The following is a 22,549-nucleotide window of genomic DNA, read 5'->3' as shown; positions in this document are numbered from 1 at the left end:
CGCTCGCGATTGACATTCGCTAAGCAATGCTGCGATGTTACATTATAACATCGCGACGCCCGGTCGGCGCCTCGCGATGCGGGGTGGCGTTTCCAGATGAAGTGGTTCCGGTCGAATATCAGGCACGGCGCCCGGCTCGCTTTGTTCGCGATGCTGGTGCAGCTCGCGCTGACCTTCGGCCACAGCCATTGGTTCGCCCAGGCGACGTCTCTCGCCCAAGCCTCGCTGCAGCAATCAGCCTCGGTCGAGAAGCAATCGCCTGCGGGTCCCGACCGCGAGCAGCCGGGCGACGACAATTGCGCGATCTGCGCAGTGGTCGCGATGGCCGGTACCGTCGTGTTCGCGACGCCGCCTTTGCTGTTGCTGCCGCAGGCGATCGACCTGCTCTATCGCACCACCGATGCCGAATTCGCTCACTTGAGTTCGGCCAGCACGGGCTTCCAGCCCCGCGCCCCACCCGCGTCCTGACCTCCAACGCTTGATCACACCTGGGCACGCGCCCGGGAACCGTTGAAGTCGAATTCCGTCGCGCTGCGACGGCAGGCCGCCTCCGATCAGCAAAAATCTTCCGGACGGCGCCTGACTGGAATCAGGACCATGTCATTTGAATTGCGACGCGTGCAGCGTCTCGGCGGAGCGAGCCTGCTCCTGCTCGGCGCCGCCGCCACGTCCGCGTTGGCCCAGGAATCTGCAAAACCGCCTGCACCGCAGCCCGCACAACAGACGGCACAGGACAACTCGTCGACCGAGATCCCGTCCGTCACCGTGACGGCCCCGAGCCCGATCGTGCGCCGGGCGGTGGTGCCGACGCGCAGTCCGGTCCGCACCACGCGAACCGCCCGCGTGCGCAGCCAGCAACCTGCGCCCGAAGCGGCACCGGCGGCGGCAGCCGCAGCAGCAGCCGCTACGCCCCAGCGGGGCGTGCTGCCGATCGTCACCAATCAATTCGCCACCGTCACCGTGGTGCCGAACGAGGAAATTCGCCGCGAGGGCGGCGGCCAGCTCGGCGACCTCCTGTTCTCAAAGCCCGGCATCACCGGCTCGAGCTTCGCGCCCGGCGCCTCCAGCCGGCCGATCATCCGGGGCCTCGACGTCAACCGCGTCGGCATCGTCGAGAACGGCACCAATTCCGGCGGCGCCTCCGACCTCGGCGAGGATCATTTCGTCCCGATCGATACGCTCGCGACCAACCAGGTCGAGGTGGTGCGCGGCCCGGCCGCGCTGCGCTACGGCTCGACCTCGATCGGCGGCGTCGTCAGCGCCACCAACAACCGCATTCCGGACGCGCTGCCGTCCTGCGCGCCGTCGTTCCAGACCTACGGTCTGCCGACCAAGGCGCCGCTCGCGACCGCAACGACCTCGCCCTGCGTCACCGCCGAGACGCGGACCGCATTCAGCTCGGTCGATCGCGGTGTCGAGAGCGGCGTGCTGCTCGACACCGGCGGCGGCAATTTCGCCTTCCACGCCGACGCCTATGGCCGCACGAGCTCGGACTACAACATCCCGGGCTATCCCTATCTCAACGACCCGTCGCGTCCCGTGAACGGCCGCCAGCCGAACTCGGCGGCCCGGTCGGACGGCGCCTCGATCGGCGGCTCCTACTTCTTCCAGGGCGGCTATATCGGCGCGTCGATCACGCAGAACGACTCGCTCTACCACATCCCCGGCATCGACGGCGCCGACCACCAGACCCGGATCGACGGCCACCAGACCAAGATCAACGTCAAGGGCGAGTACCATCCGGACGCGACCGCGATCGACACCGTCCGCTTCTGGGCCGGCGCGACCGACTACCGGCACAACGAGATCGGCCTTGCCGATCCCGCCGATCTCAACAGCGACGGCATCCGCCAGACCTTCACCAACAAGGAGCAGGAGATCCGCACCGAGGTGCAGCTGATGCCGTTCAACGCGCGCTTCGCCGAGGTGACGACGGCGCTGGGCTTCCAGGTCGGCCATCAGGAGCTGACCGCGCCGAGCCCCGACAATCCCGGCTCACTGTTCAACGGGTTGTGGGACCCGAACAACAACACGCGCGTTGCCGGCTACGCCTTCAACGAGTTCAAGTTCACGGAGGCGACGCGGGCGCAGATCGCCGGCCGCATCGAGCATGTCGAGTTGCACGGCACCACGCCGAACTTCCCGGCGGATTATCTCCCCGACGGCACGCCGCAGGTGGCCATCGCGCGCAATCCGTCGTTCACGCCGAAGAGCGGCAGCATCGGCTTGCTGCAGGACCTGCCCGGCGGCATGGTCGGCAGCATCACCGCCCAATATGTCGAGCGCGCGCCGAAGGCGGCCGAGCTGTTTTCACGCGGCGCACACGATGCGACCGCGACCTTCGACATCGGCAATCCGAACCTGAAGATCGAGACCGCGAAATCGGTCGAGCTCGGCGTGCGCAAGGCGACGGGCCCGTTCCGCTTCGAGGCTACCGTCTACTACACGCATTTCGACAATTTCATCTATCGCCGTCTCACCGGCGTGATGTGCGACGAGGATTTCGACTCCTGCGGCACTCCGGGCGCCGAGCTGAACCAGGCGGTCTATTCACAGGCCAACGCCAACTTCCGCGGCGGCGAATTCCAGTCGCAGCTCGACATCGGCGCATTCCGGGGCGGTATCTGGGGCATCGAGAACCAGTTCGACGTGGTCCGCGCCACCTTTACCGACGGCACCAACGTGCCGCGTATTCCGCCGGTGCGATTGGGCGGCGGCGCGTTCTGGCGCGACGACAACTGGCTGATGCGCATCAATTTGCTGCACGCCTTCGCGCAGAACAACGTCGCCGTGATCGCGGAGACGCCGACGGCGGGCTACAATCTGCTGAAGGCCGAGGTGAGCTACAACACCAAGCTCGATCCGCGTCAGTTCGGCGCGCGCGAGATGACGGCCGGCATCGTCGGCAACAATCTCCTCAACGCGAACATCCGCAACTCCGTGTCCTACACCAAGGACGAGGTGCTGTTGCCCGGCATCGGCGTGCGAGCATTCGCGAACTTCAAGTTCTAGGCTTGAACCTGTCGGGGCCTGCGGGCCCCGACATATGCGGTGGGCCGTAGCCCGGATGGAGCGCAGCGAAATCCGGGACAGTGCATCCGCGGCAACAGGTTTCCCGGATTGCGTGGAGCCTGTCATCGGGCGGCGCTTCGCGCCGACCCGTTGGCTCCATCCGGGCTACGGGCTCCAAGACCTACGAAGGCGTCAGCCGCTTCTCGAAGCGCCATTGGTCGACGGGGAAAGGTCCGTTCGACGTCTCCGACATCATCACGAAACTGCCGGCGTTGCGCCAGCCGCTCTTCTCGTAGAACCGCGCGGCGCGATCGTTGCCGATGGCGCAGGCCAGCCACGCCAGCTCGACTCCGCGCGCGGCGAGGCGCGCCTCTGCGTCGGCGATCAGCGCCGTGGCAACACCCGTACCGTGCGCCTGCGACGACACGAAGAGCTGGTACAGTTCGTCAGCCCTGATGGCGCAGAAGCCGAGCGGTGCGCCGGCCGGGCCGGCAACGCTGATGTTGGGCAGCATGACCGCGAGACGATCGCGAAAGCTTGCGAGCGTGCGCAGGCGAACCAGCTCGGCTGGCGCGAGCGCGGCGTGCGACCCATGCCAGGCATCGTGCCATACCTGTGCGAGATGATCGATCTCACCGGCGTCCGCGGGCCGCACCTGCATGGTCGAAACTCCGTGTGAAAACGATGTAGCCCGGATGAGCGAAGCGACATCCGGGAAACCTGTCGCGACAGAGGCACCGTCCCGGATATCGCTTCGCTCATCCGGGTTACGAAAGACGTGCACTACCCCGCGCGTGCCATGCTCCAATCCGGGGCGACCGCTCCCGACACGCCCTCGAACGCGCCGTCGACGAGCTCGAACACCAGCACGCGCGCGGCATCGACCGGGCCCGGCATGATGACGCGGCCCTTCGGCACCTGCTTGAAGCCGACGCGGCTGTAATAGGGCTCGTCGCCAACCAGCAGCACGAGGCGGTGCCCCCTCTCCTTCGCGTCCTTCAGCGCCCGCTCCATCAGGACACGGCCGATGCCGCGGCTGCGGAACGGCGGCTCGACGGTGAGCGGGCCGAGCATCAGCGCCTTGGTGTCGCCGATCAGGATCGGCAATTGCCTGACCGAGCCGACCAGCAGCGTGCCGATGCGCGCGGTAAAGGAGACGTCGAGCAGATGGTCGACATGCTCGCGGATCCGGTAGGCGCTGAGCACGAAACGGCCGGGGCCGAAGGTACGTTCGTGCAGCCGTTCGATCGCCTGGGCGTCGCCGACGGCTTCGGGAAGGATGGTGAGCGAGAGATCGGTCATGGAGGCATGCGTCTTCGAGCGAAATGGACCCGGGTTCGCGTCAGGAAAACGCGTCAATTCGGGATGCGGGATATCATCTCGGGGGCCCGCGGTCCATCGGCCACATGAACCTCCTTGGCCGGGCCGCGCGTGAAAACGGCGGCGAACAGCATGGTCCAGAACGACAGCATCAGGACGGGGATGATGTAATACTGCGTGAACACCGGATGCGTGGCGAAGAACGCCAGATTCAGCGCCAGATTGCCACCGACCAGCAGAGTGAGCTGCCTGACGCCGGCATGATTCGCGATACGCCACAGCAACGGAGTCCAGATACAGGCGACCACGATCAACGGGAACTGGGGGTCGCTGAGATAGGCGCGCAGGACGGCGGGATCCAGACTCGGTGGGGCCGTGTCCTGGCCGCCATAGGCCGAGACCAGCGGATTGCCTGAATTGACGAGATTCGCCGCAAACACCGGCAGCATGCCCACGAGGAACGCAAGGCCGAGCGTCAGGCCTGCCGCGAAGGTCTCGCGGTTGCGCCCGACCAGGAAAGACACTCCGAAGAAAAGGAAATAGCCGGCCGCAAGAACGACATTGGCGATTCGGAAGCTCGCGGACAGGCCGAGCAGAACGCCGACGGCCGCGATCATCAGCAGGCGTCGGCGATCATCGCCGACGAACAATCGCGCCGTGCACAGACCCACCAGCGCGCAGACGACCATCGTCGGTGCCATCGAATAGCTCGCCTTGGCCGGATTGATCATGAAGTAGATCGAGGCCGCACCGAACACTGCAGCGAGCGCCAGCGATGCGGATTCTCGCGCCCGCCACAGGCCGTACAGCGCAAAGCCGGCGATGATCAGATTGGCCAGCACATAGAGCGGAACGACCTGAAAGCCTTCGGGGAACAGCGCCAGCACGAAGCCGGTGCCCGGCGGCGGCGTCATCACCCGTTTGCTGCCGTCCGCGGTCTCGGTATGGCAGGGCGCCTTGGTCGGCTCGTTCCATTCGGCAAAAGCGATGCTGCGCAGCTTGCCGGCGAGATAGCCGTCGGTTTCCCTGGCGAGGCTGGTATCGAGACCGTGCCAGCCGAAGCGCTGGAACAGATGCGCCTGCCGCAGATAACAGATGTCGTCATAGACGCCCCGGCTCTCGCTCCACTGCGAGATGAGGCGGACGTTGTTGGCCAGGATCGCCAGAATCAAAAGCGAAAAAAATACTTTAACAGCTTTCATGGACGCCTGCAGGGCGAGTCGCCCCAGCTTGAAATGGGCTCTGCCGCCTGTACAGGAAAAGCAGCGGCAAGTATAGCAAGGCTGGGCTTTCGGGGGCGGAGCGGCCGTGACCAATCGGGAATTGGGTTCGACCGATAATTGCAGTTCTGCACAGCACGCAGGCGCGCCGCGGATTCTGCTCGTCATTCCCTGTCTCAACGAGGAGGCCTCGATCGGCGGTCTCCTGGACGAGATCGCGGCGACGGGCTGCCATTACCACACGCTGGTCGTCGACGACGGCTCGTCGGATGCGACGGCTGCGGTGGCGAGCCGCCGATCGCCCGTCGCGCGCCTTGCACAGAATCTCGGCATCGGCGGCGCGGTGCAGACCGGCATCAAATACGCAGCGCGCCAGGACTTCGATTTCTGCATCCAGATCGACGGCGACGGCCAGCATGATCCGCGCGCCATCGCAACGCTGCTGAACGCCTATCGCAAGCAGCCGAGCAACATCACCATCGGCAGCCGCTTCATCGACAATTCCGGGTTCGGCTCGACGCGGCTGCGACGCGCCGGCATCAGGCTCATCGCGCTCGCGCTCAACAGTCTCTTTCGCGGCGGCGGCCGCATCACCGATCCGACCAGCGGCATGCGGCTGCTCGACCGCTCCGCCATCGCCTTCTTCGCCAAGGCCTATCCGACGGATTTTCCCGAGCCGATCTCGCTGGCCTGGGCGATGCGCGCAGGCCTCACCGTGAGCGAGGTCCCGGTCGAGATGCGCCCGCGCGAGACCGGCGTCAGCTCGATCGACGGACTGAAGTCGGCGAGCTACATGGTCCGCGTGCTCGGCTACATCCTGCTCGCGCGTCTGAGGTCGTCATGACGCTGCGCCGATTTTCGATCCTGTCATCCATTGAACACAGAGAGGAGGCGCCATGACAAACGTCCTTCCAAGCGCAGAGACGATCGTCGTCATCTCCGCCTTCGCACTGATCTACATGCTGGTGCTGCTGAAGAAGACGCTGCAGGGGAAGTTCGATCTCTACGACTTCCTGATGCTGTCCATGGTGGCGATCATCCCGGCGGGCTTCACGCTGTTTCCGCGGCTGGGCTATCTCGTCAGCCATCTGACCGGCGTGGTGTTTCCGTTCGTCGTGATGTTCGGCGCGCTGTTCCTGGTGGTGTTCGCGTTCATGCACAACATGACGGCGCGGCTGCACAAGCTGGAGCGGCAGAACTGCGCGCTGATCCAGGAGCAGAGCCTGCTGGCGCTGGAGCTGCAGGCCAAAGAGAGCAACGGGTCCGGCGGCTGACCCTTACCGCCACGTCGCGGTCAGCGGCTTGCCGTCCAGCACCTCGGCGAGCCGCAGCCGCGTTCCTTGCGTGGTCCCCTCGGGCAGCGCCGTGATCGCGAAGAAGCCGCATTCGACGATCTCGTGGTTGGGCTCAGGGACGCGCTCCTGCTTGAACTGCCTGACGACGTAGACCGCGACATGGTCGCGGCGGGAGACGTGGCTGTTGAGGAAGATGCCGTGCAGCACGGCCTCGCCGGTGAGGTCGATATCGCCCTCCTCCTTGAGCTCGCGCCGCATTGCCTGCTCCATGCTCTCGCCGAGATCGACGCCGCCGCCGGGCAGATACCAGCCGGCGACGTAACTGTGCCTGACCAGGAACACCCTGTTCTCGGCATCGAGCACCACGGCGCGAACGCCGAGGGTCATTCCGCGCACCAGCAGGAACCAGGCGTGGAAGATCCGCCGCAGCAGCGGCTCGAATTTCTGTCGCACCCGGTTCAGACGATTCCCCATCAGGCTCTCTCAAGTCCCCTCTTCAGGCTTTGCGCGAGGCTCTGCTCGAGGCTCTGCTTGAGGCTTGGCTTGCGCAGTCCGCGCGACCTTGCCATTACAGCGCAGCAATAGCGAGGCAATCGCGCGTCATGGCCCCCTTCACGCTCGCCCATCTGTCCGATCCGCATCTGCCGCCTCTGCCGAAGCCGCGGCTGATCGAGCTCGCCGGCAAGCGCGCGCTCGGCTACGTCAACTGGACGCGCAACCGCCACAAATACCAGCGCCGCGAGGTGCTCGATGCCCTCGTCACCGATGTGAAGGCGCAGACGCCGGACCACATCGCGGTGACAGGCGATCTCGTCAACCTTGCGCTGGAGGCGGAGTTCGCGCCGGCGCGCGCCTGGCTCGACGGCGTCGGCCCGCCCGACCGCGTCACCACGATTCCCGGCAATCACGACGCCTATGTCCGCGCCACCTTCCACCGCTTCGGCGAGACCTTTGCGCCCTACCTCACGGGCGACGACGGCCGCATCGGCTTTCCCGTCGTGCGACGGCGCGGGCCGCTCGCGCTGATCAGCCTGTCCACAGCGGTGCCGACCCCGCCGCTGATGGCAACCGGCACGCTCGGGCCCGATCAGCTCGCAGCGCTCGAACAGGTCCTCGACCGGCTCGCCGCCGAAGACGTCTTCCGCGTGCTGCTGGTGCATCATCCGCTGAAGTCCAAAGCACGCCAGAAGCGGCTGACTGATTCCGCCGACCTGCTGGCGCTGCTCAAGCGCCACGGTGTCGAGCTGATCCTGCACGGGCACGACCACATTCATTCGACGATGTGGTTCGAGGGCCCCAACGGCAACATTCCCGCGATCGGCGTGCCGTCGGCCTCCGCGCTCGCGCACGGGCACTATCCGGCGGCGGCGTATAATCTGTTCAGAATCGAGAAGGACAATGCCGGCTGGCGCTGCGAGCAGACGGTGCGCGGGCTTGGAGCCGGGTTTCAGATCCAGCAGATCAAGCATGTGAGGTTGATTTGATTCCACCGTCATTGCGAGCCACCGGGTCCGCGCAGCGCGCGGCCCGATGACAGGCTCCGCGAAGTAATCCAGAGTGCCTCTTCGGAGACAGTCGGATTGCTTCGTCGCTTCGCTCCTCGCAATGACGAGATAGCCCGTAGCCCGGATGGAGCGCAGCGTAATCCGGGACAGCACATCTGCAGTGGCCGGTTTCCCGGATTGCGTGGAGCCTGTCATCGGGCGGCGCTTCGCGCCGACCCGTTGGCTCCATCCGGGCTACGAGACCTTCCGGGACGCGACGCCTCACCAGCTCCGCAAGACCGCGACCGCCGCAAGTCCAAACAACGCGCCAGCACCGAGCACGAATCCGAACACGAACGGCCAGACGCGCGAGCGGCGCGGCGGCGCGGCGGCCGGGGCTTGCGGCTCGGGCGGGACCACCATCGCGCGCTCGCGCTCGACGATGCGGCGGGCGACGTAGTCGGTGACGGCCTCGACGATCACGGCGGTGTCGTGCGATTCGGCGAACACGATGCGGCCGAAGCGGGTGTCCTGGACGAAGCGGTACTGCCGCTTGTCGCGCCCCATCATGATGTGGGCGACGACGTCGATCCAGAGTCTGGGCGTATCGCCCTGGCTGATGCCGCGGTCGAACAGGTCGATCTGGTCCGGCACCTGGGCGAACAGCGGATCGAGCGCGTCGTTGAGGATCTCCAGCCGCGCCACCTCGGCATCGCGCAAATCGACGACCACACCGGTCCGGTCGGCGGCCTCGATTCGGGCGCGCAACAGCGCATCGCGCAGCCGTACCGGGCGCGGCTGGCTGGGATGGGTCCCGCTGGTCTCGGGCTCTGACATTGTCGGCCTCATCCTGAATTGCTGACGTTAACCTATCAGCAACCACCACGTCCGCAAAGGGCCTACAATTCCAGATACTTACAGCGCCCACAGGGGCGTCATCTGTGCCAAAAACAGACGATCCCACCCAGGCAGCGCCTGGATGGGACCCTCCGTCCTTGGACGTCTTCTTGATTCAGGTGGGCGGCCGGGCCCTTAGGCCGAGACGCGCGACGGCTCTTCCACGATCGAGAAGCGGACGCCGGCCTTGTGGCGGCTCTCTTCCGACACTTCCTTCCAGCAGTCCTCGGCTTCCTTGCGGGACTTGAAGGGGCCTTTGACCTGAGCGGAGCCTTCCACGAGCTTGTGGAAGTTCATCGAGCCGAACTCGCCGCCGATCACCCAGAAATTGCTGCCTTTGGTCATTGTCAGTCTCCTCTCGAAGCGCGTGTGCGTTAGCCGAACTGGTTCATCGTGTTGTGGGCGCCGCCCGCCTTGAGGGCAGCTTCACCCGCGAAGTATTCCTTGTGGTCGTCGCCGATGTCGGAGCCGGCCATGTTCTGATGCTTGGCGCAGGCGATGCCCTGACGGATCTCCTGGCGCTGCACGTTCTTGACGTAGCCGAGCATGCCCTGCTCGCCGAAATATTCCCTGGCGAGGTTGTCGGTGGACAGCGCGGCCGTGTGATAGGTCGGCAGCGTGATCAGGTGGTGGAAGATGCCGGCGCGCTTGGCCGAATCCGCCTGGAAGGTCCGGATGCGCTCGTCGGCTTCGATCGCCAGCGGCGTATCGTCGTATTCCGGCTTCATCAGCTCGGCGCGGTTGTACTTGCTGACATCCTTGCCGGCTTCCTTCATCGCGTCGTAGACCTGCCAACGGAAGTTGATGGTCCAGTTGAACGACGGCGAGTTGTTGTAGGCCAGCTTCGCGTTCGGAACCACCTTGCGGATCCGGTCGACCATCTTGGCGATCTGCTCGATATGCGGCTTCTCGGTCTCGATCCAGAGCAGGTCGGCGCCGTTCTGCAGCGAGGTGATGCTGTCGAGCACGCAGCGGTCCTCGCCCGTGCCGGGACGGAACTGGTAGAGGTTCGAGGGCAGCCGCTTCGGACGCATCATCTTGCCGTTGCGGTTGATGATGACGTCACCGTTGCGGGCGTTCTCCGCGGTGACTTCCTCGCAGTCGAGGAAGCTGTTGTACTGGTCGCCGATGTCGCCCGGCTTGTGGCTGACGGCGATCTGCTGCGTGAGGCCGGCGCCGAGCGAGTCGGTGCGGGTCACGATGACGCCGTCTTCGACGCCGAGCTCGAGGAAGGCGTGGCGGCAGGCGCGGATCTTCGCGATGAACACCTCGTGCGGCACGGTGACCTTGCCGTCCTGGTGGCCGCACTGCTTCTCGTCCGAGACCTGGTTCTCGATCTGCAGCGCGCAGGCGCCCGCCTCGATCATCTTCTTGGCGAGCAGATAGGTCGCCTCGGCGTTGCCGAAGCCCGCGTCGATGTCGGCGATGACGGGGACGACATGGGTCTGGAAGTTGTCGATCTTCTCGATCAGCTCCTTCTCGCGGGTCTTGTCGCCTTCCTTCCGCGCCTTGTCGAGCAGGCGGAAGATGTCGTTCAGCTCGCGCGAGTCGGCCTGACGCAGGAAGGTGTAGAGCTCCTCGATCAGGGCCGGCACCGAGGTCTTCTCGTGCATCGACTGGTCGGGCAGCGGGCCGAACTCGGAGCGCAGCGCGGCGATCATCCAGCCGGAGAGGTAGAGATAGGTGCGATCGGTCTTGCCGCCGAAGTGCTTCTTGACCGAGATCAGCTTCTGCTGAGCGATGAAGCCGTGCCAGCAGCCCAGCGACTGGGTGTACTTGGTCGGATCGTTGTCATAGGCGGCCATGTCGGCCCGCATCAGCGCCGCGGTGTAGCGGGCGACGTCGAGGCCGGTCTTGAAGCGGTTCTGCAGGCGCATGCGCGCGACGGCCTCGGCCGACACCCCGTTCCAGGTCGGCTGGGTCTTGAGGAGCGCCTGCGCTGCCTCGATCTCGCTCTGGTACGAGGACGGACCCTGAAGGGTGTTGATGCCACGGGGCTGGTAGTTCATGTGCCTGATCCTTCTCGCTGACGATGGCGATGGCTTGCCATCGACATTTTTGACAGTGCATTGCGAAATGCGTGTCCTGAGCTAAACGCGAGAAAGGGAAGTTCGTATAGAGGCCTTGTATTTGAATGGTGATGTCATGTAACATCAGAACATGTAATAGATGTTATTTTGTAAATTTTGTAAAAATATAGGTCAGAAAAGCTGACCTTGATGCTGCTGGAGACCTGAAAATGCCCGCCGAATCCGGGAAGAAACTGTTCGTCGGCCCGCGCTTCCGGAGGATCCGGCAGCAATTGGGGCTGTCGCAGACCCAGATCGCCGAGGGGCTCGGGATCTCGCCGAGCTACGTCAATCTGATCGAGCGGAACCAGCGTCCGGTGACGGCGCAGATCCTGCTGCGGCTGGCGGAGACCTACGACCTCGATCTGCGCGACCTCGCCACCGCCGACGAGGACCGCTTCTTTGCCGAGCTGAACGAGATCTTCTCCGATCCCCTGTTCCGCCAGATCGACGTTCCCAAGCAGGAACTGCGCGACCTCGCCGAGCTCTGCCCCGGCGTCACTCATGCGCTGCAGCGGCTCTATGCGGCCTATACCGAGGCGCGCCAGGGCGAGACGCTGGCGGCCGCGCAAATGGCCGACCGCGACGTCGGCACGCGCTATGAGGCCAATCCGGTCGAGCGCGTGCGCGAGCTGATCGAGGCCAACCGCAATTATTTTCCGGAGCTCGAGCAGGCCGCGGAGACTCTGCGCGACGAGCTCAACGTGCCGGCCGAAGAGCTCTATGCGGCACTGGCCGCGCGCCTGCGCGAAAAGCACTCGATCCAGACCCGCATCATGCCGGTGGACGTGATGCGCGAGACGCTGCGGCGCTTCGACCGCCATCGCCGCCAGCTCCTGATTTCGGAACTGGTCGATCCGCCCGGCCGCGCGTTCCAGCTCGCTTTCCAGCTCGGGCTTGGTGAATGCGCGCAAGCCCTGGAGACCATCATCGGCCGCGCCGGCCCGCTCGACGATGCACCGCGCCGGCTGTTTCGCATCACGCTCGGCAATTATTTCGCAGCCGCCGTGATGATGCCCTACCCGGCGTTCCTCGCCGCCGCGGAAGCGCTCAGCTACGACATCCACGTGCTGGCGCAGCGTTTCAATTCCGGCTTCGAGCAGGTCTGCCACCGCCTCACCACGCTGCAACGGCCGAACGCGCGCGGCATTCCGTTCTTCCTGCTGCGCGTCGACAATGCCGGCAACGTCTCCAAGCGCTTCTCCTCCGGCACGTTCCCGTTCTCGAAGTTCGGCGGCACCTGCCCGCTCTGGAACGTGCACTCGACTTTCGACACGCCGGACCGCCTGCTCAAGCAGGTGATCGAGCTCTCCGACGGCACGCGCTATTTCTCGATCGCGCAGATGGTGCGCCGGCCCGTCGCGCCGCACCCGCTGCCGCAGCCGCGCTTCGCCATCGGCCTCGGCTGCGAGATCCGCCACGCCGCCCGCCTGACTTACGCCGCCGGCATGGATCTGGAGAAGACCGAGGGCACGCCGATCGGCGTCAACTGCCGCCTCTGCGAGCGCGAGAACTGCGCCCAGCGCGCCGAGCCGCCGATCACGCGCACGCTGATTTTGGACGAGACGACGCGAAGAGTGAGCTCGTTCGCGTTCTCGAATGCGCGGGAGTTGTGAGGGGGGGCGCGTTTTGCGAAAGGCACGCGCTCCGCACACAACTGTCATTCCCCGCGAAGGCGGGGAATCCAGTACGCCGCAGCCCATCGGCTCCATCATCACTGTCACGGAGTACTGGATCGCCCGGTCGAGCCGGGCGATGACAGCGGAGAGTGTGGGCCTACGCCAGCGTATGCACGATCACCGGCCCGGCCGCCGCGCTGGCATGCCCCGCGAGCAGTGGGGCCAGATCCTTCTCGATCCAGGCGATGGCGCGCTTGTTCGCTTCCTCGGCCTGCTCGAACTTGTCGAAGATCGAGATCGCGGTGACGGTGTCGTCGCCGGCATAGACGACGTAATAGGCGCGGAAACCGTCGACGTCGCTGATGATCGGAACGGCGCCGTCCTTGATGCGACGCGCCAGCTCTTCGGCGCTCCCGCTCTTGGCCTTGGCCTGACGGATGGCGGCATACATGGCATCCTCCCTTCCGGCTTATGATGTGGGGCCTGGTGGCCCGAGGTGATGTTACGCCGAAGCGCGCCGCCGATCCATGCTTGGTTAACCCGCCCCTAATCCGCCCGCGCGTTCTGCAACCAACGGTTAAGCACGCCTCAACATCGCTGCCCTAGTCTCGCCCCACTCACTTTTCGCAAACAACGGCAGCCTATCCTGCGGCGTGAAGTGACATCAGGGGGTTCATCATGCGCATTGCGTTGCTGCTGACCGCGACCATCGTCGGCGCGCTTTTCGCCAGTCCGTCCAATGCCGGCTCGCCGGAGGCCGCCAGCCAGCCGCTGCCGCCGGGCTTCCAGAGCTATCGCGGCTACATGTTCGACCTCACGGAGAATTCCGACCGCAAGGACGTCGACAAGCTCAAGGAGAATCTGAAGCAGCAGATCGACGTCGTCGAAGGCGTCGGCCTGTCGCCGCGCGTGCTGCGCTTCTTCCACACCGTTCCGATCGTCGCGAGCGAGCTGGCCTGCCTCGACGAAGGCGCCGCGACCGCGTGCTACGGCCGCGTCACGCCCGACATCCAGCGCACCGCGCCCCGCACGCTGACGGTCTGGGACCCCGGCAAGCAGCGCTGGACCAATCCGAACGCGGTCGACCTCGCGGTCGATTCCGGGCTCGGCGTGATCATGCTGCGCCCGGACATGCGCTACGAGAAGGAAGCCGTGCTGCTGCATGAGCTGCTGCACGCCTATCATGCGCGGCTCTTGCCGGACGGCTACGCCAACAAGGGCGTGATCGGCTATTACGCCTATGCCAAGTCCAAGGACCTGCTGCCCAAGGAAGCCTACGCGCTGAAGAACCCGATGGAGTTCTTCGCCGTGACCGCCAGCGTCTTCCTGGCCGGCAAGAGCGAAGTCCACGATCCCAAGTCGCGCGAGGCGCTCAAGGAGAAGATGCCGGACTATTACAAATATCTGGTCGGCGTGTTCGGCTTCGACCCCGATCCAGCCGCATCGAGCGGCCCGGTCGCCTCGCTGAAATAAGGCGGGCAGCAAGCCGCCAAAAGCCGCGCGAAAAGCGCGGCTTTTTTGTTTTGGGAAGCTGCGGATGACGGGCGGCCGGGAATTGCCAAGGCGGGGCCCGATCTGCATAGTCCCGCCCGCATCGATACCTGTTTTCAAGAGGATAGAAGAACATGGCGGACGCCGACCTGGATGTCGTGATCCGGCAACTGGCCAGACAACTGCAGACGGGCCTGATGACCCGCGCCAAGGAGCGGCGGGATCGCTTCAGCGGCCTCGCGGCCAAGGCCAAGGGCAAGGAGACCGGCGACCGCTTCAAGATGATGGCCAAGGCCACCATGGAGCAGGCCACCGCCGCCGCTAGGCGCCTGCAGATGTCCGCCGACAACGTCGCCGACAGCTACGCCCGCGCCATGCGCCTCGCCGCCAGCACGCCGATCGAGGTGAAGGCGGAGAAGAAGGCGAAGCCTGAGAAGAAAGCCAAGCCGGAGAAGAAGGCCAAGGCGAAGAAGGCGAAAGCCAAGAGGGCGAAGTAGCTGCCGCTCGCGCCTTCCCTCACCTTCTCGGCGCCGACACCTGGGTCGGCTCGGCGCTGATCAGCTCGGCGAGCTTGGCGCGGGCGGCATCGCGGGTGCGGGCGTCCTTGCCGGCCGGCAGCGCCAGCGCGGCTTCGAAATCGGCGCGCGCATCGTCGGCCTGGCCGCGGGCGAGGAACGCGAGGCCCCGGTCGAGCCGGGCCTGCGCATCCGAGGGGTCGAGACGGATCGCCGTGTTGTAGCTCAGGATGGCGCGATCGAGATCGCCGGTGCCGGCGAGCGCCAGGCCGCGCTGGTGATAGGGCGCGGCGAGCTTGGGATCATGCGCGATCGCCTCGTCGTAATCCTCGATGGCGAGCTCGAGATCGCCGTTCTGCCGGCGCGCCATCGCGCGGTCGCGATAGAGCGAGGCACGGTTGGGATTGAGATGGATGGCCTCGTCGAAATCCGCGATCGCCCGCCGCCAGTCGCCATGGCGCAGCGCGATCCGGCCGCGCCCTTCATAGGCAAAGGCGATCAGCGAGCCGCGCAGCGGCGAGAAGCCGATGACCGCCGAGCAGATGTCGGGCTCGTCCTCGTCCCCGCAATTGACGACCGTATGCGTGGACAGCCCGATGAGCACGCCCGCAACGATCAAGAATGGTACGACGGCCCTTTTCATCTTCGGCGGTGACCGGCGTTGCGCCGGCCACGCATCCCCTTTCGAAGAAACACTCACGCCGAGGTGTTAACACCGGGCGGGACCGCCTTGTGTGCGCCAGGTCACAAAGCACGGCGCGAATTCCGGCCGGTTCCATCAGCCCCAGGGACCCCGCGTGGGGCCACGCGACGGACCGTTTGAGGACGAGCGGCCCCACGGGCCCTGCGGCGGGTAATTCTCGTTGGCGCCGACCGACGGTGCCGCATGCGCGCCGAGCTCGGCCGCGAGCTGCTGGAGCGCGGCGATGCGGTTCTGCGTCGAGGGATGGGTGGCGAACAGATTGTCCACGCCATGGCCCGACAGCGGATTGATGATGAACATGTGCGCGGTGGCGGGATTGCGCTCGGCATCATAGTTCGGCACCTGATGCGCGGCGCCCTCGATCTTCACCAGCGCCGAGGCCAGCCACATCGGCTGTCCCGCGATGCGCGCCCCGAGATTGTCTGCGGCATATTCGCGGGTGCGGCTGATCGCCATCTGCACCAGCATGGCGCCGAGCGGGGCGAGGATCATCATCAGGATCGAGCTGACGATGCCCGGGCCGTTGTTGTTGTCGCGGTGCCCGCCGAAGAACATGCCGAACTGCGCCAGCATCGAGATCGCGCCCGCGATGGTCGCCGTGATCGTCATCAGCAGCGTGTCATGATTCTTGATGTGCGCGAGCTCGTGCGCGATCACGCCGGCGAGCTCCTCGCGGCTGAGCTGGTTCATCAGGCCGACGGTCACGGCGACCGCGGCATTCTCGGGATTGCGCCCCGTTGCAAACGCGTTGGGCTGCGCCTCGTCCATCACGAACACGCGCGGCATCGGCAAGCCCGCGCGGCCGGCAAGCTCGGCAACGAGCCCGACCAGCTCCGGCGCGCTGTGGCGGTCGACCTCATGGGCGCCGTACATCGAGAGCACGGCGCGATCGGAGTTCCAGTAGGTGAAGATATTGGTCGCGGCGGCAATGACGAGCGCGATCATGGCGCCCGAGGCACCGCCGATCAGATAGCCCACGCCCATGAACAGGGCGGTGAGGCCTGCAAGCAGCATTGCGGTACGCAGATAGTTCATGGCCGTCTCCTGGGGCGGCCGCGGGCAAACCTCTGGCCGGCGCACTTCAAGTGGGGATGACCCCGGCCCGGGCGCAAGGTTTCAAGGTGCGTCGCGGAGCCGCGGCACTGGTTTGAGCCAGATCATTCCATTAAACTTCGACGAGAATCCGAGCGGGGATGGCCTGTTTTTGGATTGCGCTTCGCTCCATCCGGGCTACAGGGCGTAATCCGGGTGAAGTTCCCGCGCTCATCGAAGTCGCCTTTTTCTCGTCCCTTCCCCCGTCCGGAAACCTCATGCTCAAGACCCGATTTGCGATCGCGGCCGCTGCTCTGCTCACGCTCGCCCTTCCCGCCTCCGCCCAGTTCGCACCGCCGCCCGCAAGGCCTGCGGCGCCCAAGGCCACCGCGCCGTCGCCGCGCGCGGCCTCGTGCCATAACGGCGCGAGCTTCGATCGATTCCTGGCCGAGGTGAAGCAGCAGGCCGTCGCGGCCGGCGTGTCGCAGCGGACGATCTCGGAGGCGTCGCCCTACCTCGTCTACGACCAGGGCATCGTCAACCGCGACCGCGGCCAGCGTGTGTTCGGCCAGCTCTTCACAGAGTTTGCCGGGCGCATGGCCGCGCCCTATCGCATGCAGAACGGCCAGCAGCACATCAAGAACCACGCAACGGCGTTCGCGCGCGCCGAAAAGGAATACGGCGTGCCGCCGGCGGTGATCGCCGCGTTCTGGGGGCTGGAGAGCGATTTCGGCGTCAACATGGGCACTCTGCCGACGCTGAAATCGCTGGTCTCGCTCGCCTATGATTGCCGGCGCTCGGAGATGTTCGTGAACGAGACCATCGCCGCGCTGAAGATCATCGACCGCGGCGATCTCACCCCCGAAGAGATGATCGGGTCCTGGGCCGGCGAGCTCGGGCAAACGCAATTCCTGCCGGTGCATTACGTCAACTACGCCGTCGACTATGACGGCGACGGACGGCGCGATCTGCTCCGCAGCGAGGACGACGTGATCGGCTCGACCGCGAACTACATCGCCAACGGCTTGAAGTGGCGGCGCGGCGAGCCGTGGCTCGAAGAGATCAAGGTGCCGCAGAACCTGCCGTGGGATCAGACCGATCTCACCGTGCAGCTGCCGCGCTCGAAATGGGCGCAGTTCGGCGTCACCTATCCCGACGGACGACCGCTGCCGAACGACAATCTCGCGGCCTCGGTGCTGCTGCCGATGGGACGGTTCGGGCCGGCCTTCATGGCCTATCAGAATTTCGCGGCCTACACCGAGTGGAATAACTCGCTGATCTATTCGACCACTGCAGGCTATCTCGCCACCCGCATCGCCGGCGCGCCGCCGATGCGCAAGCCGGCCCAGCCGGTCGCACAACTGCCGTTCAACGAGCTCAAGCAATTGCAGCAGCTCCTGGTCCAGGCCGGCTTCAATGTCGGCAAGGTCGACGGCGTACTGGGCCAGCAGAGCCGCGCCGCGGTGAAGGCGATGCAGATCAAGTATGGCCTGCCGGCGGATTCCTGGCCGACGGCGGAGCTGCTGGCGCGGATGCGGGGCGGCACGGCGCAGGCGCAGCCGGGGGCGGTGGTGCGGTAGAATTTTGGCACTGCACAGGCCGTTCGCGCGATTGTATTTTTCCATGAGGCTCCCATGTGAGTGGCTCAGGTTTTCTCCTGAGATTTCCCATCATTGAAGCGAGCATCACATGTCCTTCTACGACGCCGTCGTCCCTGCCTATTTGCAAATGCTGAACAGCCTGAACGGCCTGCTCACCAAAGCCGAGGCGCATTGCGCGGCCAAGAAGATCGACCCGAGCGTGCTGCTCGGCTCCCGCCTGTTTCCGGACATGCTGCCGCTGTCGAAGCAGATCCAGCTCGTCAGCGATTTCGCCACCAAAGGCTGCGCCCGGCTGACCCACAGCGAGGTGCCCTCCAATCCCGATACCGAAAAGACCTTCGAGGAATTGAAGCAGCGGCTGGCCAAGACCATCGACTACGTGAAGTCGTTCAAGCCCGCGCAGTTCGAGGGTGCCGACACCAAGGACGTCACCTTCCCGACCGGGCCCGATAAGACCACGACCCTGAAGGGCCAGCAGTTCCTGAGCGCGTTCTCGCTGCCGAACTTCTATTTCCACTGCGCGACCGCCCACGGCATCCTGCGTCACAACGGCGTCGAGATCGGCAAGCGCGATTTCATGGGCCAGACCTGATTTACGCAATCGCACGGCCATGGCAGCGGGATTCTGCTGTCGCGGCCGAAATTGCACATGAATTATGCTACGCGGGCCCTGCCGCGTAGCTCGCCTGCACTTTCCGTATGGCTCCTCCCTTGCGTTGATTGCCGCGATGCACAAGTGTTCCGGACCTCTCACCGCCTGGAAGCATTCCCATGAGCCGTTCGACCAAATTGTTTGAGACCTACAAGCTTGGCCCGATCACGCTGGCCAATCGCCTCGTGATGGCGCCGCTGACGCGCAACCGCGCCGTTCCCGGCACCTTCGTGCCCGGCACGCTCGCCGCGGACTATTACGGCCAGCGCGCCTCCGCAGGGCTCCTGATCACCGAAGCAAGCCAGGTCTCGCAGCAGGGCCAGGGCTACCAGGACACTCCCGGCATCTACTCCAAGGATCAGGTCGCCGGCTGGCGCAAGGTCACCGACAAGGTGCATGAGCGCGGCGGCAAGATCTTCATCCAGCTCTGGCATGTCGGCCGCATCTCGCATGTCGATCTGCAGGCGAATGGCGGAGCGCCGGTGGCGCCGAGCGCAATCCGCGCCAAGGGCAAGACGTTCGTCAACGGCGGCTTCGCCGATGTCTCCGAGCCGCGTGCGCTCGAGCTCTCCGAAATTCCAGGGATCATCGACGACTTCAAGCGCGCCACGAAGAATGCGCTCGAGGCCGGTTTCGACGGCGTCGAGATCCACGGCGCCAATGGCTACCTGCTCGAGCAGTTCGCCAAGGACGGCGCCAACAAGCGCACCGATGCCTATGGCGGCTCGATCGAGAACCGCGCAAAGCTGATGCTGGAAGTCTCCAAGGCTGTCGTGGCCGAAGCCGGCGCCGATCGGACCGGCATCCGCATCTCGCCGGTGACGCCCGCCAACGACATCTCGGATTCGAACCCGCAGGCGCTGTACGACCATATCGTCGACGGCCTCAACGCGCTCAAGCTCGTCTACCTCCACGTCGTCGAGGGCGCCACCGGCGGTCCGCGCGACATCGCCCCGTTCGACTATGCGTCCTTGCGCAAGCGCTTTGCCGGCGCCTACGTCGCCAACAACGGCTACGATTTCGACCTCGCCAGCAAGGTGTTGGACGCGAACGCGGCCGACCTGATCGCCTTCGGCAAGCCGTTCATCTCCAACCCCGACCTCGTCGAGCGGCTGAAGCAGGGCGCGGCGCTGAACGACTGGGACAAGAACACGTTCTACGGCGGCGGCGCCAAGGGCTACACGGATTACCCGACGCTGGCGGCCGAGCCGGCGGAGTAAGCGGCTTCCTCCGCCTCATCCTCCGTCATTGCGAGGAGCCCGCGACAAAATTGCGAAGCAATTTTGCGCTGGCGACGAAGCAATCCAGACTGCCTCCGTGGAAAGACTCTGGATTGCTTCGCTTCGCTCGCAATGACGATGTGGTGAGAGCTGCGCCACACAAACAAAAAGGCCGGGATTACTCCCGGCCTTTCGTCGTTGTGAGACCTTGGCTTACTTCGCTTCCGCGCGCTTGGGCGGAGTGGCCGGCCACGACTTGATCAGCGTGTCGTAGTCGACCGTCTCGCCCTTCGGCTTCTCGTTGGCGAGCTTGCGCTGCGGAGCGATCGTGCCGTCCTTCTGGGCCTTGGCGAACCAGAACTCGGCCGACTCCTTCTTGTGCAGCTTCGGACCGCAGGCGCCCTGCACGCCCGACTTCTCGAGGCGCTCCATGACGGAGTCCTGAGCGGCCGCGAGTGCGTCCATCGCCTGCTGCGGCGTCTTCGTACCGGACGACGCATCGCCGATATTCTGCCACCAGAGCTGGGCGAGCTTCGGATAGTCGGGCACGTTGTTGCCGGTCGGGGTCCACTGCACGCGCGCGGGCGAGCGGTAGAACTCGATCAGGCCGCCGAGCTTCGGCGCGCGCTCGGTGAACGACTTGTCCCAGATGTCGGATTCACGGATGAAGGTGAGACCGACATGGCTCTTCTTCAGCGACACCGTCTTGGAGACGATGAACTGCAGATACAGCCAGGCCGCCTTGCGGCGATCGGCAGGGGTCGACTTCAGCAGCGTGAGCGAACCGGCGTCCTGGTAACCGAGCTTCATGCCTTCCTTCCAGTACGAACCGTGCGGCGACGGAGCCATACGCCATTTCGGCGTACCGTCCGCGTTCATCACGGCAATGCCCGGCTTCACCATGTCGGCGGTGAAGGCGGTGTACCAGAACATCTGCTGGGCGATGTTGCCCTGCGCCGGCACGGGACCCGACTCGGAGAAGGTCATGCCCTGAGCCTGCGGCGGGGCATACTTCTTCATCCACTCCAGGTACTTGGTGATCGAGTAGACCGCGGCGGGACCGTTGGTGTCGCCGCCACGCTCGACCGACGAGCCGACCGGACGGCAGCCTTCCATGCGGATGCCCCATTCGTCCACCGGCAGACCGTTCGGAATGCCCTTGTCGCCGTTACCGGCCATCGACAGCCATGCGTCGGTGAAACGCCAGCCGAGCGACGGGTCCTTCTTGCCATAGTCCATATGGCCGTAGACCTTGACGCCGTTGATCTCCTTGATGTCGTTCGTGAAGAACTCGGCGATGTCCTCATAGGCCGACCAGTTCACGGGAACGCCGAGCTCGTAGCCATACTTGGCCTTGAACTTGGCCTTGTAGTCGGGGTTGGTGAACCAGTCGTAGCGGAACCAGTAGAGATTGGCGAACTGCTGGTCGGGCAGCTGGTAGAGCTTGCCGTCCGGCGCGGTGCCAAACGACTTGCCGATGAAGTCGTTGACGTCGAGCTGGGGATCGGTGACGTCCTTGCCCTCGCCGGTCATGTAGTCCGACAGCGCGATGGTCTGGCCGTAGCGGAAGTGCGTGCCGATCAGGTCGGAGTCGTTGATCCAGCCGTCATAGACGTTCTTGCCGGACTGCATCTGGGTCTGCAGCTTCTCGACGACGTCACCTTCCTGGATGATGTCGTGCTTGAGCTTGATGCCGGTGAGCTCGGAGAACGCCTTGGCCAGCGTCTGCGATTCGTATTCGTGGGTGGTGATGGTCTCGGAGACGACGTTGATCTCCATACCCTTGAACGGTTCGGCGGCCTTCGCGAACCACTCCAGCTCCTTCTTCTGGTCTTCCTTCGACAGCGTCGAGGGCTGGAATTCCGCAATCCACTTCTGGATCGTGGCGTCGTCGGCGGCGCGCACCGGCGCCGAGACGGCGAACGACACCGCAACGATGGCGGCGGCGCTGGACATGGTCAGAAAGCTATTCTTGGTCAATGGACCTTTCCTTCTCCTAAACTGTCGCATGTTGTTCCTCCGTTGCAGCGACAAAATTTTATACAGACCCGGTTGCTCCGGATCTGGCCGTCCCTTCGCGAGCGTCAGACCGTGCGAAAAATGAGCACGGCCGTGGCCAGCGAAATTCCACTTGCGAGCCAGAGGCTCGAAATCTCAAAACCCTCCTCGCCGATCGGCAGCGTGGCGATCGCATCGGTGCCGACGAGGCCGATCCACAGCAGATGGATGACGGCCGCAGTGATCAGCGAGATGAACAGGCGGTCGCCGCGCGTGGTCGGAATGCTGAGCACACCGACGCGCTCGGCCTCGGGATAGACCGCGGCAAGCCAGGTCATGACCGCGAGCGTGCAGGCCAGCGCGGCAAAGAAGATCGCTGTCGGCAGCGTCCAGGCCATCCATGCGATGGATTCCATTGATG

The 22,549-nt window shown here is 65.0% G+C and carries 23 protein-coding genes; 11 read left to right on the top strand and 12 right to left on the bottom strand.

The window, feature by feature from the left end:
* Positions 1-96 precede the first annotated feature (96 nt).
* Both VGR99_RS15030 and VGR99_RS15025 read left to right on the top strand, forming a co-directional pair.
* The gene (locus tag VGR99_RS15030) at positions 97-468 is read left to right on the top strand and encodes a DUF2946 domain-containing protein (protein WP_326899252.1); all 372 of its coding nucleotides are present in this window, start codon (positions 97-99) and stop codon (positions 466-468) included.
* A gap of 129 nt (positions 469-597) precedes the next feature.
* Complete coding sequence (locus VGR99_RS15025; protein WP_326899251.1) at positions 598-3,012, top strand: TonB-dependent receptor; 2,415 nt, start codon at positions 598-600, stop codon at positions 3,010-3,012.
* Positions 3,013-3,193: 181 nt separating this feature from the next.
* Here the strand turns inward: VGR99_RS15025 and VGR99_RS15020 are convergent, their stop codons facing one another.
* The 3 genes from VGR99_RS15020 to VGR99_RS15010 all read right to left on the bottom strand — a co-directional run bounded on the left by VGR99_RS15020 (position 3,194) and on the right by VGR99_RS15010 (position 5,534).
* On the bottom strand, positions 3,194-3,673 hold the full coding sequence (locus tag VGR99_RS15020; protein WP_326899250.1) for a GNAT family N-acetyltransferase: 480 nt from the start codon (positions 3,671-3,673) through the stop codon (positions 3,194-3,196).
* Between the two features lie 122 nt (positions 3,674-3,795).
* Positions 3,796-4,314: an N-acetyltransferase gene (locus VGR99_RS15015; RefSeq protein WP_326899249.1), complete on the bottom strand. Its 519-nt coding sequence runs from the start codon at positions 4,312-4,314 to the stop codon at positions 3,796-3,798.
* Between the two features lie 53 nt (positions 4,315-4,367).
* Positions 4,368-5,534 carry a hypothetical protein gene (locus tag VGR99_RS15010; RefSeq protein ID WP_326899248.1) on the bottom strand — a complete coding sequence of 389 codons (1,167 nt, stop codon included), beginning with the start codon at positions 5,532-5,534 and terminating at the stop codon, positions 4,368-4,370.
* Between the two features lie 106 nt (positions 5,535-5,640).
* Here VGR99_RS15010 and VGR99_RS15005 point away from each other — a divergent pair, with 106 nt between their 5' ends.
* A complete protein-coding gene (locus tag VGR99_RS15005; protein WP_326899246.1) occupies positions 5,641-6,396 on the top strand; it encodes a glycosyltransferase family 2 protein in 756 nt (251 codons plus the stop codon).
* Between the two features lie 52 nt (positions 6,397-6,448).
* Complete coding sequence (locus VGR99_RS15000) at positions 6,449-6,826, top strand: DUF2304 domain-containing protein (RefSeq protein WP_326899245.1); 378 nt, start codon at positions 6,449-6,451, stop codon at positions 6,824-6,826.
* 3 nt (positions 6,827-6,829) lie between these two features.
* Here the strand turns inward: VGR99_RS15000 and VGR99_RS14995 are convergent, their stop codons facing one another.
* Positions 6,830-7,321 (bottom strand): NUDIX domain-containing protein, encoded by a 492-nt coding sequence (locus VGR99_RS14995; protein ID WP_326899243.1) that lies wholly within the window; start codon positions 7,319-7,321, stop codon positions 6,830-6,832.
* A gap of 128 nt (positions 7,322-7,449) precedes the next feature.
* On the opposite strand from VGR99_RS14995, the gene VGR99_RS14990 reads away from it, so the two are divergent.
* Positions 7,450-8,331 carry a metallophosphoesterase gene (locus VGR99_RS14990; protein WP_326899242.1) on the top strand — a complete coding sequence of 294 codons (882 nt, stop codon included), beginning with the start codon at positions 7,450-7,452 and terminating at the stop codon, positions 8,329-8,331.
* Positions 8,332-8,613: 282 nt separating this feature from the next.
* Here the strand turns inward: VGR99_RS14990 and VGR99_RS14985 are convergent, their stop codons facing one another.
* From VGR99_RS14985 to VGR99_RS14975, 3 genes are all read right to left on the bottom strand, one after another.
* Positions 8,614-9,168, bottom strand: coding sequence for a hypothetical protein (locus VGR99_RS14985; RefSeq protein WP_326899241.1), 555 nt, complete (start codon positions 9,166-9,168; stop codon positions 8,614-8,616).
* Between the two features lie 195 nt (positions 9,169-9,363).
* On the bottom strand, positions 9,364-9,573 hold the full coding sequence (locus VGR99_RS14980) for a DUF4170 domain-containing protein (protein WP_326899240.1): 210 nt from the start codon (positions 9,571-9,573) through the stop codon (positions 9,364-9,366).
* A 29-nt stretch (positions 9,574-9,602) separates the two neighbouring features.
* Positions 9,603-11,237, bottom strand: coding sequence for an isocitrate lyase (locus VGR99_RS14975; RefSeq protein ID WP_326899238.1), 1,635 nt, complete (start codon positions 11,235-11,237; stop codon positions 9,603-9,605).
* A gap of 230 nt (positions 11,238-11,467) precedes the next feature.
* On the opposite strand from VGR99_RS14975, the gene VGR99_RS14970 reads away from it, so the two are divergent.
* Positions 11,468-12,913: a helix-turn-helix domain-containing protein gene (locus tag VGR99_RS14970; protein ID WP_326899237.1), complete on the top strand. Its 1,446-nt coding sequence runs from the start codon at positions 11,468-11,470 to the stop codon at positions 12,911-12,913.
* Between the two features lie 160 nt (positions 12,914-13,073).
* Here VGR99_RS14970 and VGR99_RS14965 read toward each other — a convergent pair whose 3' ends face one another.
* The gene (locus tag VGR99_RS14965) at positions 13,074-13,367 is read right to left on the bottom strand and encodes an antibiotic biosynthesis monooxygenase (RefSeq protein ID WP_283081352.1); all 294 of its coding nucleotides are present in this window, start codon (positions 13,365-13,367) and stop codon (positions 13,074-13,076) included.
* Between the two features lie 227 nt (positions 13,368-13,594).
* Between VGR99_RS14965 and VGR99_RS14960 the strand changes: the two genes are divergently transcribed.
* Both VGR99_RS14960 and VGR99_RS14955 read left to right on the top strand, forming a co-directional pair.
* Positions 13,595-14,389: a hypothetical protein gene (locus VGR99_RS14960; protein WP_326899235.1), complete on the top strand. Its 795-nt coding sequence runs from the start codon at positions 13,595-13,597 to the stop codon at positions 14,387-14,389.
* Positions 14,390-14,541: 152 nt separating this feature from the next.
* Complete coding sequence (locus VGR99_RS14955) at positions 14,542-14,904, top strand: hypothetical protein (protein WP_326899234.1); 363 nt, start codon at positions 14,542-14,544, stop codon at positions 14,902-14,904.
* Between the two features lie 19 nt (positions 14,905-14,923).
* Here the strand turns inward: VGR99_RS14955 and VGR99_RS14950 are convergent, their stop codons facing one another.
* Complete coding sequence (locus VGR99_RS14950) at positions 14,924-15,565, bottom strand: tetratricopeptide repeat protein (protein WP_326899233.1); 642 nt, start codon at positions 15,563-15,565, stop codon at positions 14,924-14,926.
* A 135-nt stretch (positions 15,566-15,700) separates the two neighbouring features.
* Positions 15,701-16,660 (bottom strand): zinc metalloprotease HtpX, encoded by a 960-nt coding sequence (gene htpX / locus VGR99_RS14945; protein ID WP_326899232.1) that lies wholly within the window; start codon positions 16,658-16,660, stop codon positions 15,701-15,703.
* Between the two features lie 275 nt (positions 16,661-16,935).
* On the opposite strand from htpX, the gene VGR99_RS14940 reads away from it, so the two are divergent.
* The 3 genes from VGR99_RS14940 (at position 16,936) to VGR99_RS14930 (ending at position 20,130) form a co-directional block, all read left to right on the top strand.
* Complete coding sequence (locus tag VGR99_RS14940; protein WP_326899231.1) at positions 16,936-18,237, top strand: lytic murein transglycosylase; 1,302 nt, start codon at positions 16,936-16,938, stop codon at positions 18,235-18,237.
* Positions 18,238-18,346: 109 nt separating this feature from the next.
* Positions 18,347-18,850: a DUF1993 domain-containing protein gene (locus VGR99_RS14935; RefSeq protein ID WP_326899229.1), complete on the top strand. Its 504-nt coding sequence runs from the start codon at positions 18,347-18,349 to the stop codon at positions 18,848-18,850.
* A gap of 179 nt (positions 18,851-19,029) precedes the next feature.
* Positions 19,030-20,130, top strand: coding sequence for an alkene reductase (locus VGR99_RS14930; protein WP_326899228.1), 1,101 nt, complete (start codon positions 19,030-19,032; stop codon positions 20,128-20,130).
* A gap of 213 nt (positions 20,131-20,343) precedes the next feature.
* Here the strand turns inward: VGR99_RS14930 and VGR99_RS14925 are convergent, their stop codons facing one another.
* Positions 20,344-22,086 (bottom strand): ABC transporter substrate-binding protein, encoded by a 1,743-nt coding sequence (locus VGR99_RS14925; RefSeq protein WP_326899306.1) that lies wholly within the window; start codon positions 22,084-22,086, stop codon positions 20,344-20,346.
* Positions 22,087-22,214: 128 nt separating this feature from the next.
* On the bottom strand, positions 22,215-22,544 hold the full coding sequence (locus VGR99_RS14920) for a DUF2160 domain-containing protein (protein WP_326899227.1): 330 nt from the start codon (positions 22,542-22,544) through the stop codon (positions 22,215-22,217).
* Between the last annotated feature and the right edge of the window lie 5 nt (positions 22,545-22,549).

This window comes from Bradyrhizobium sp., from assembly GCF_035935975.1.
Classification (GTDB): Bacteria; Pseudomonadota; Alphaproteobacteria; order Rhizobiales; family Xanthobacteraceae; genus Bradyrhizobium.
Note: the sequence above shows the minus strand (reverse complement) of the source record. Positions and strands in the feature narration are given on the sequence as shown.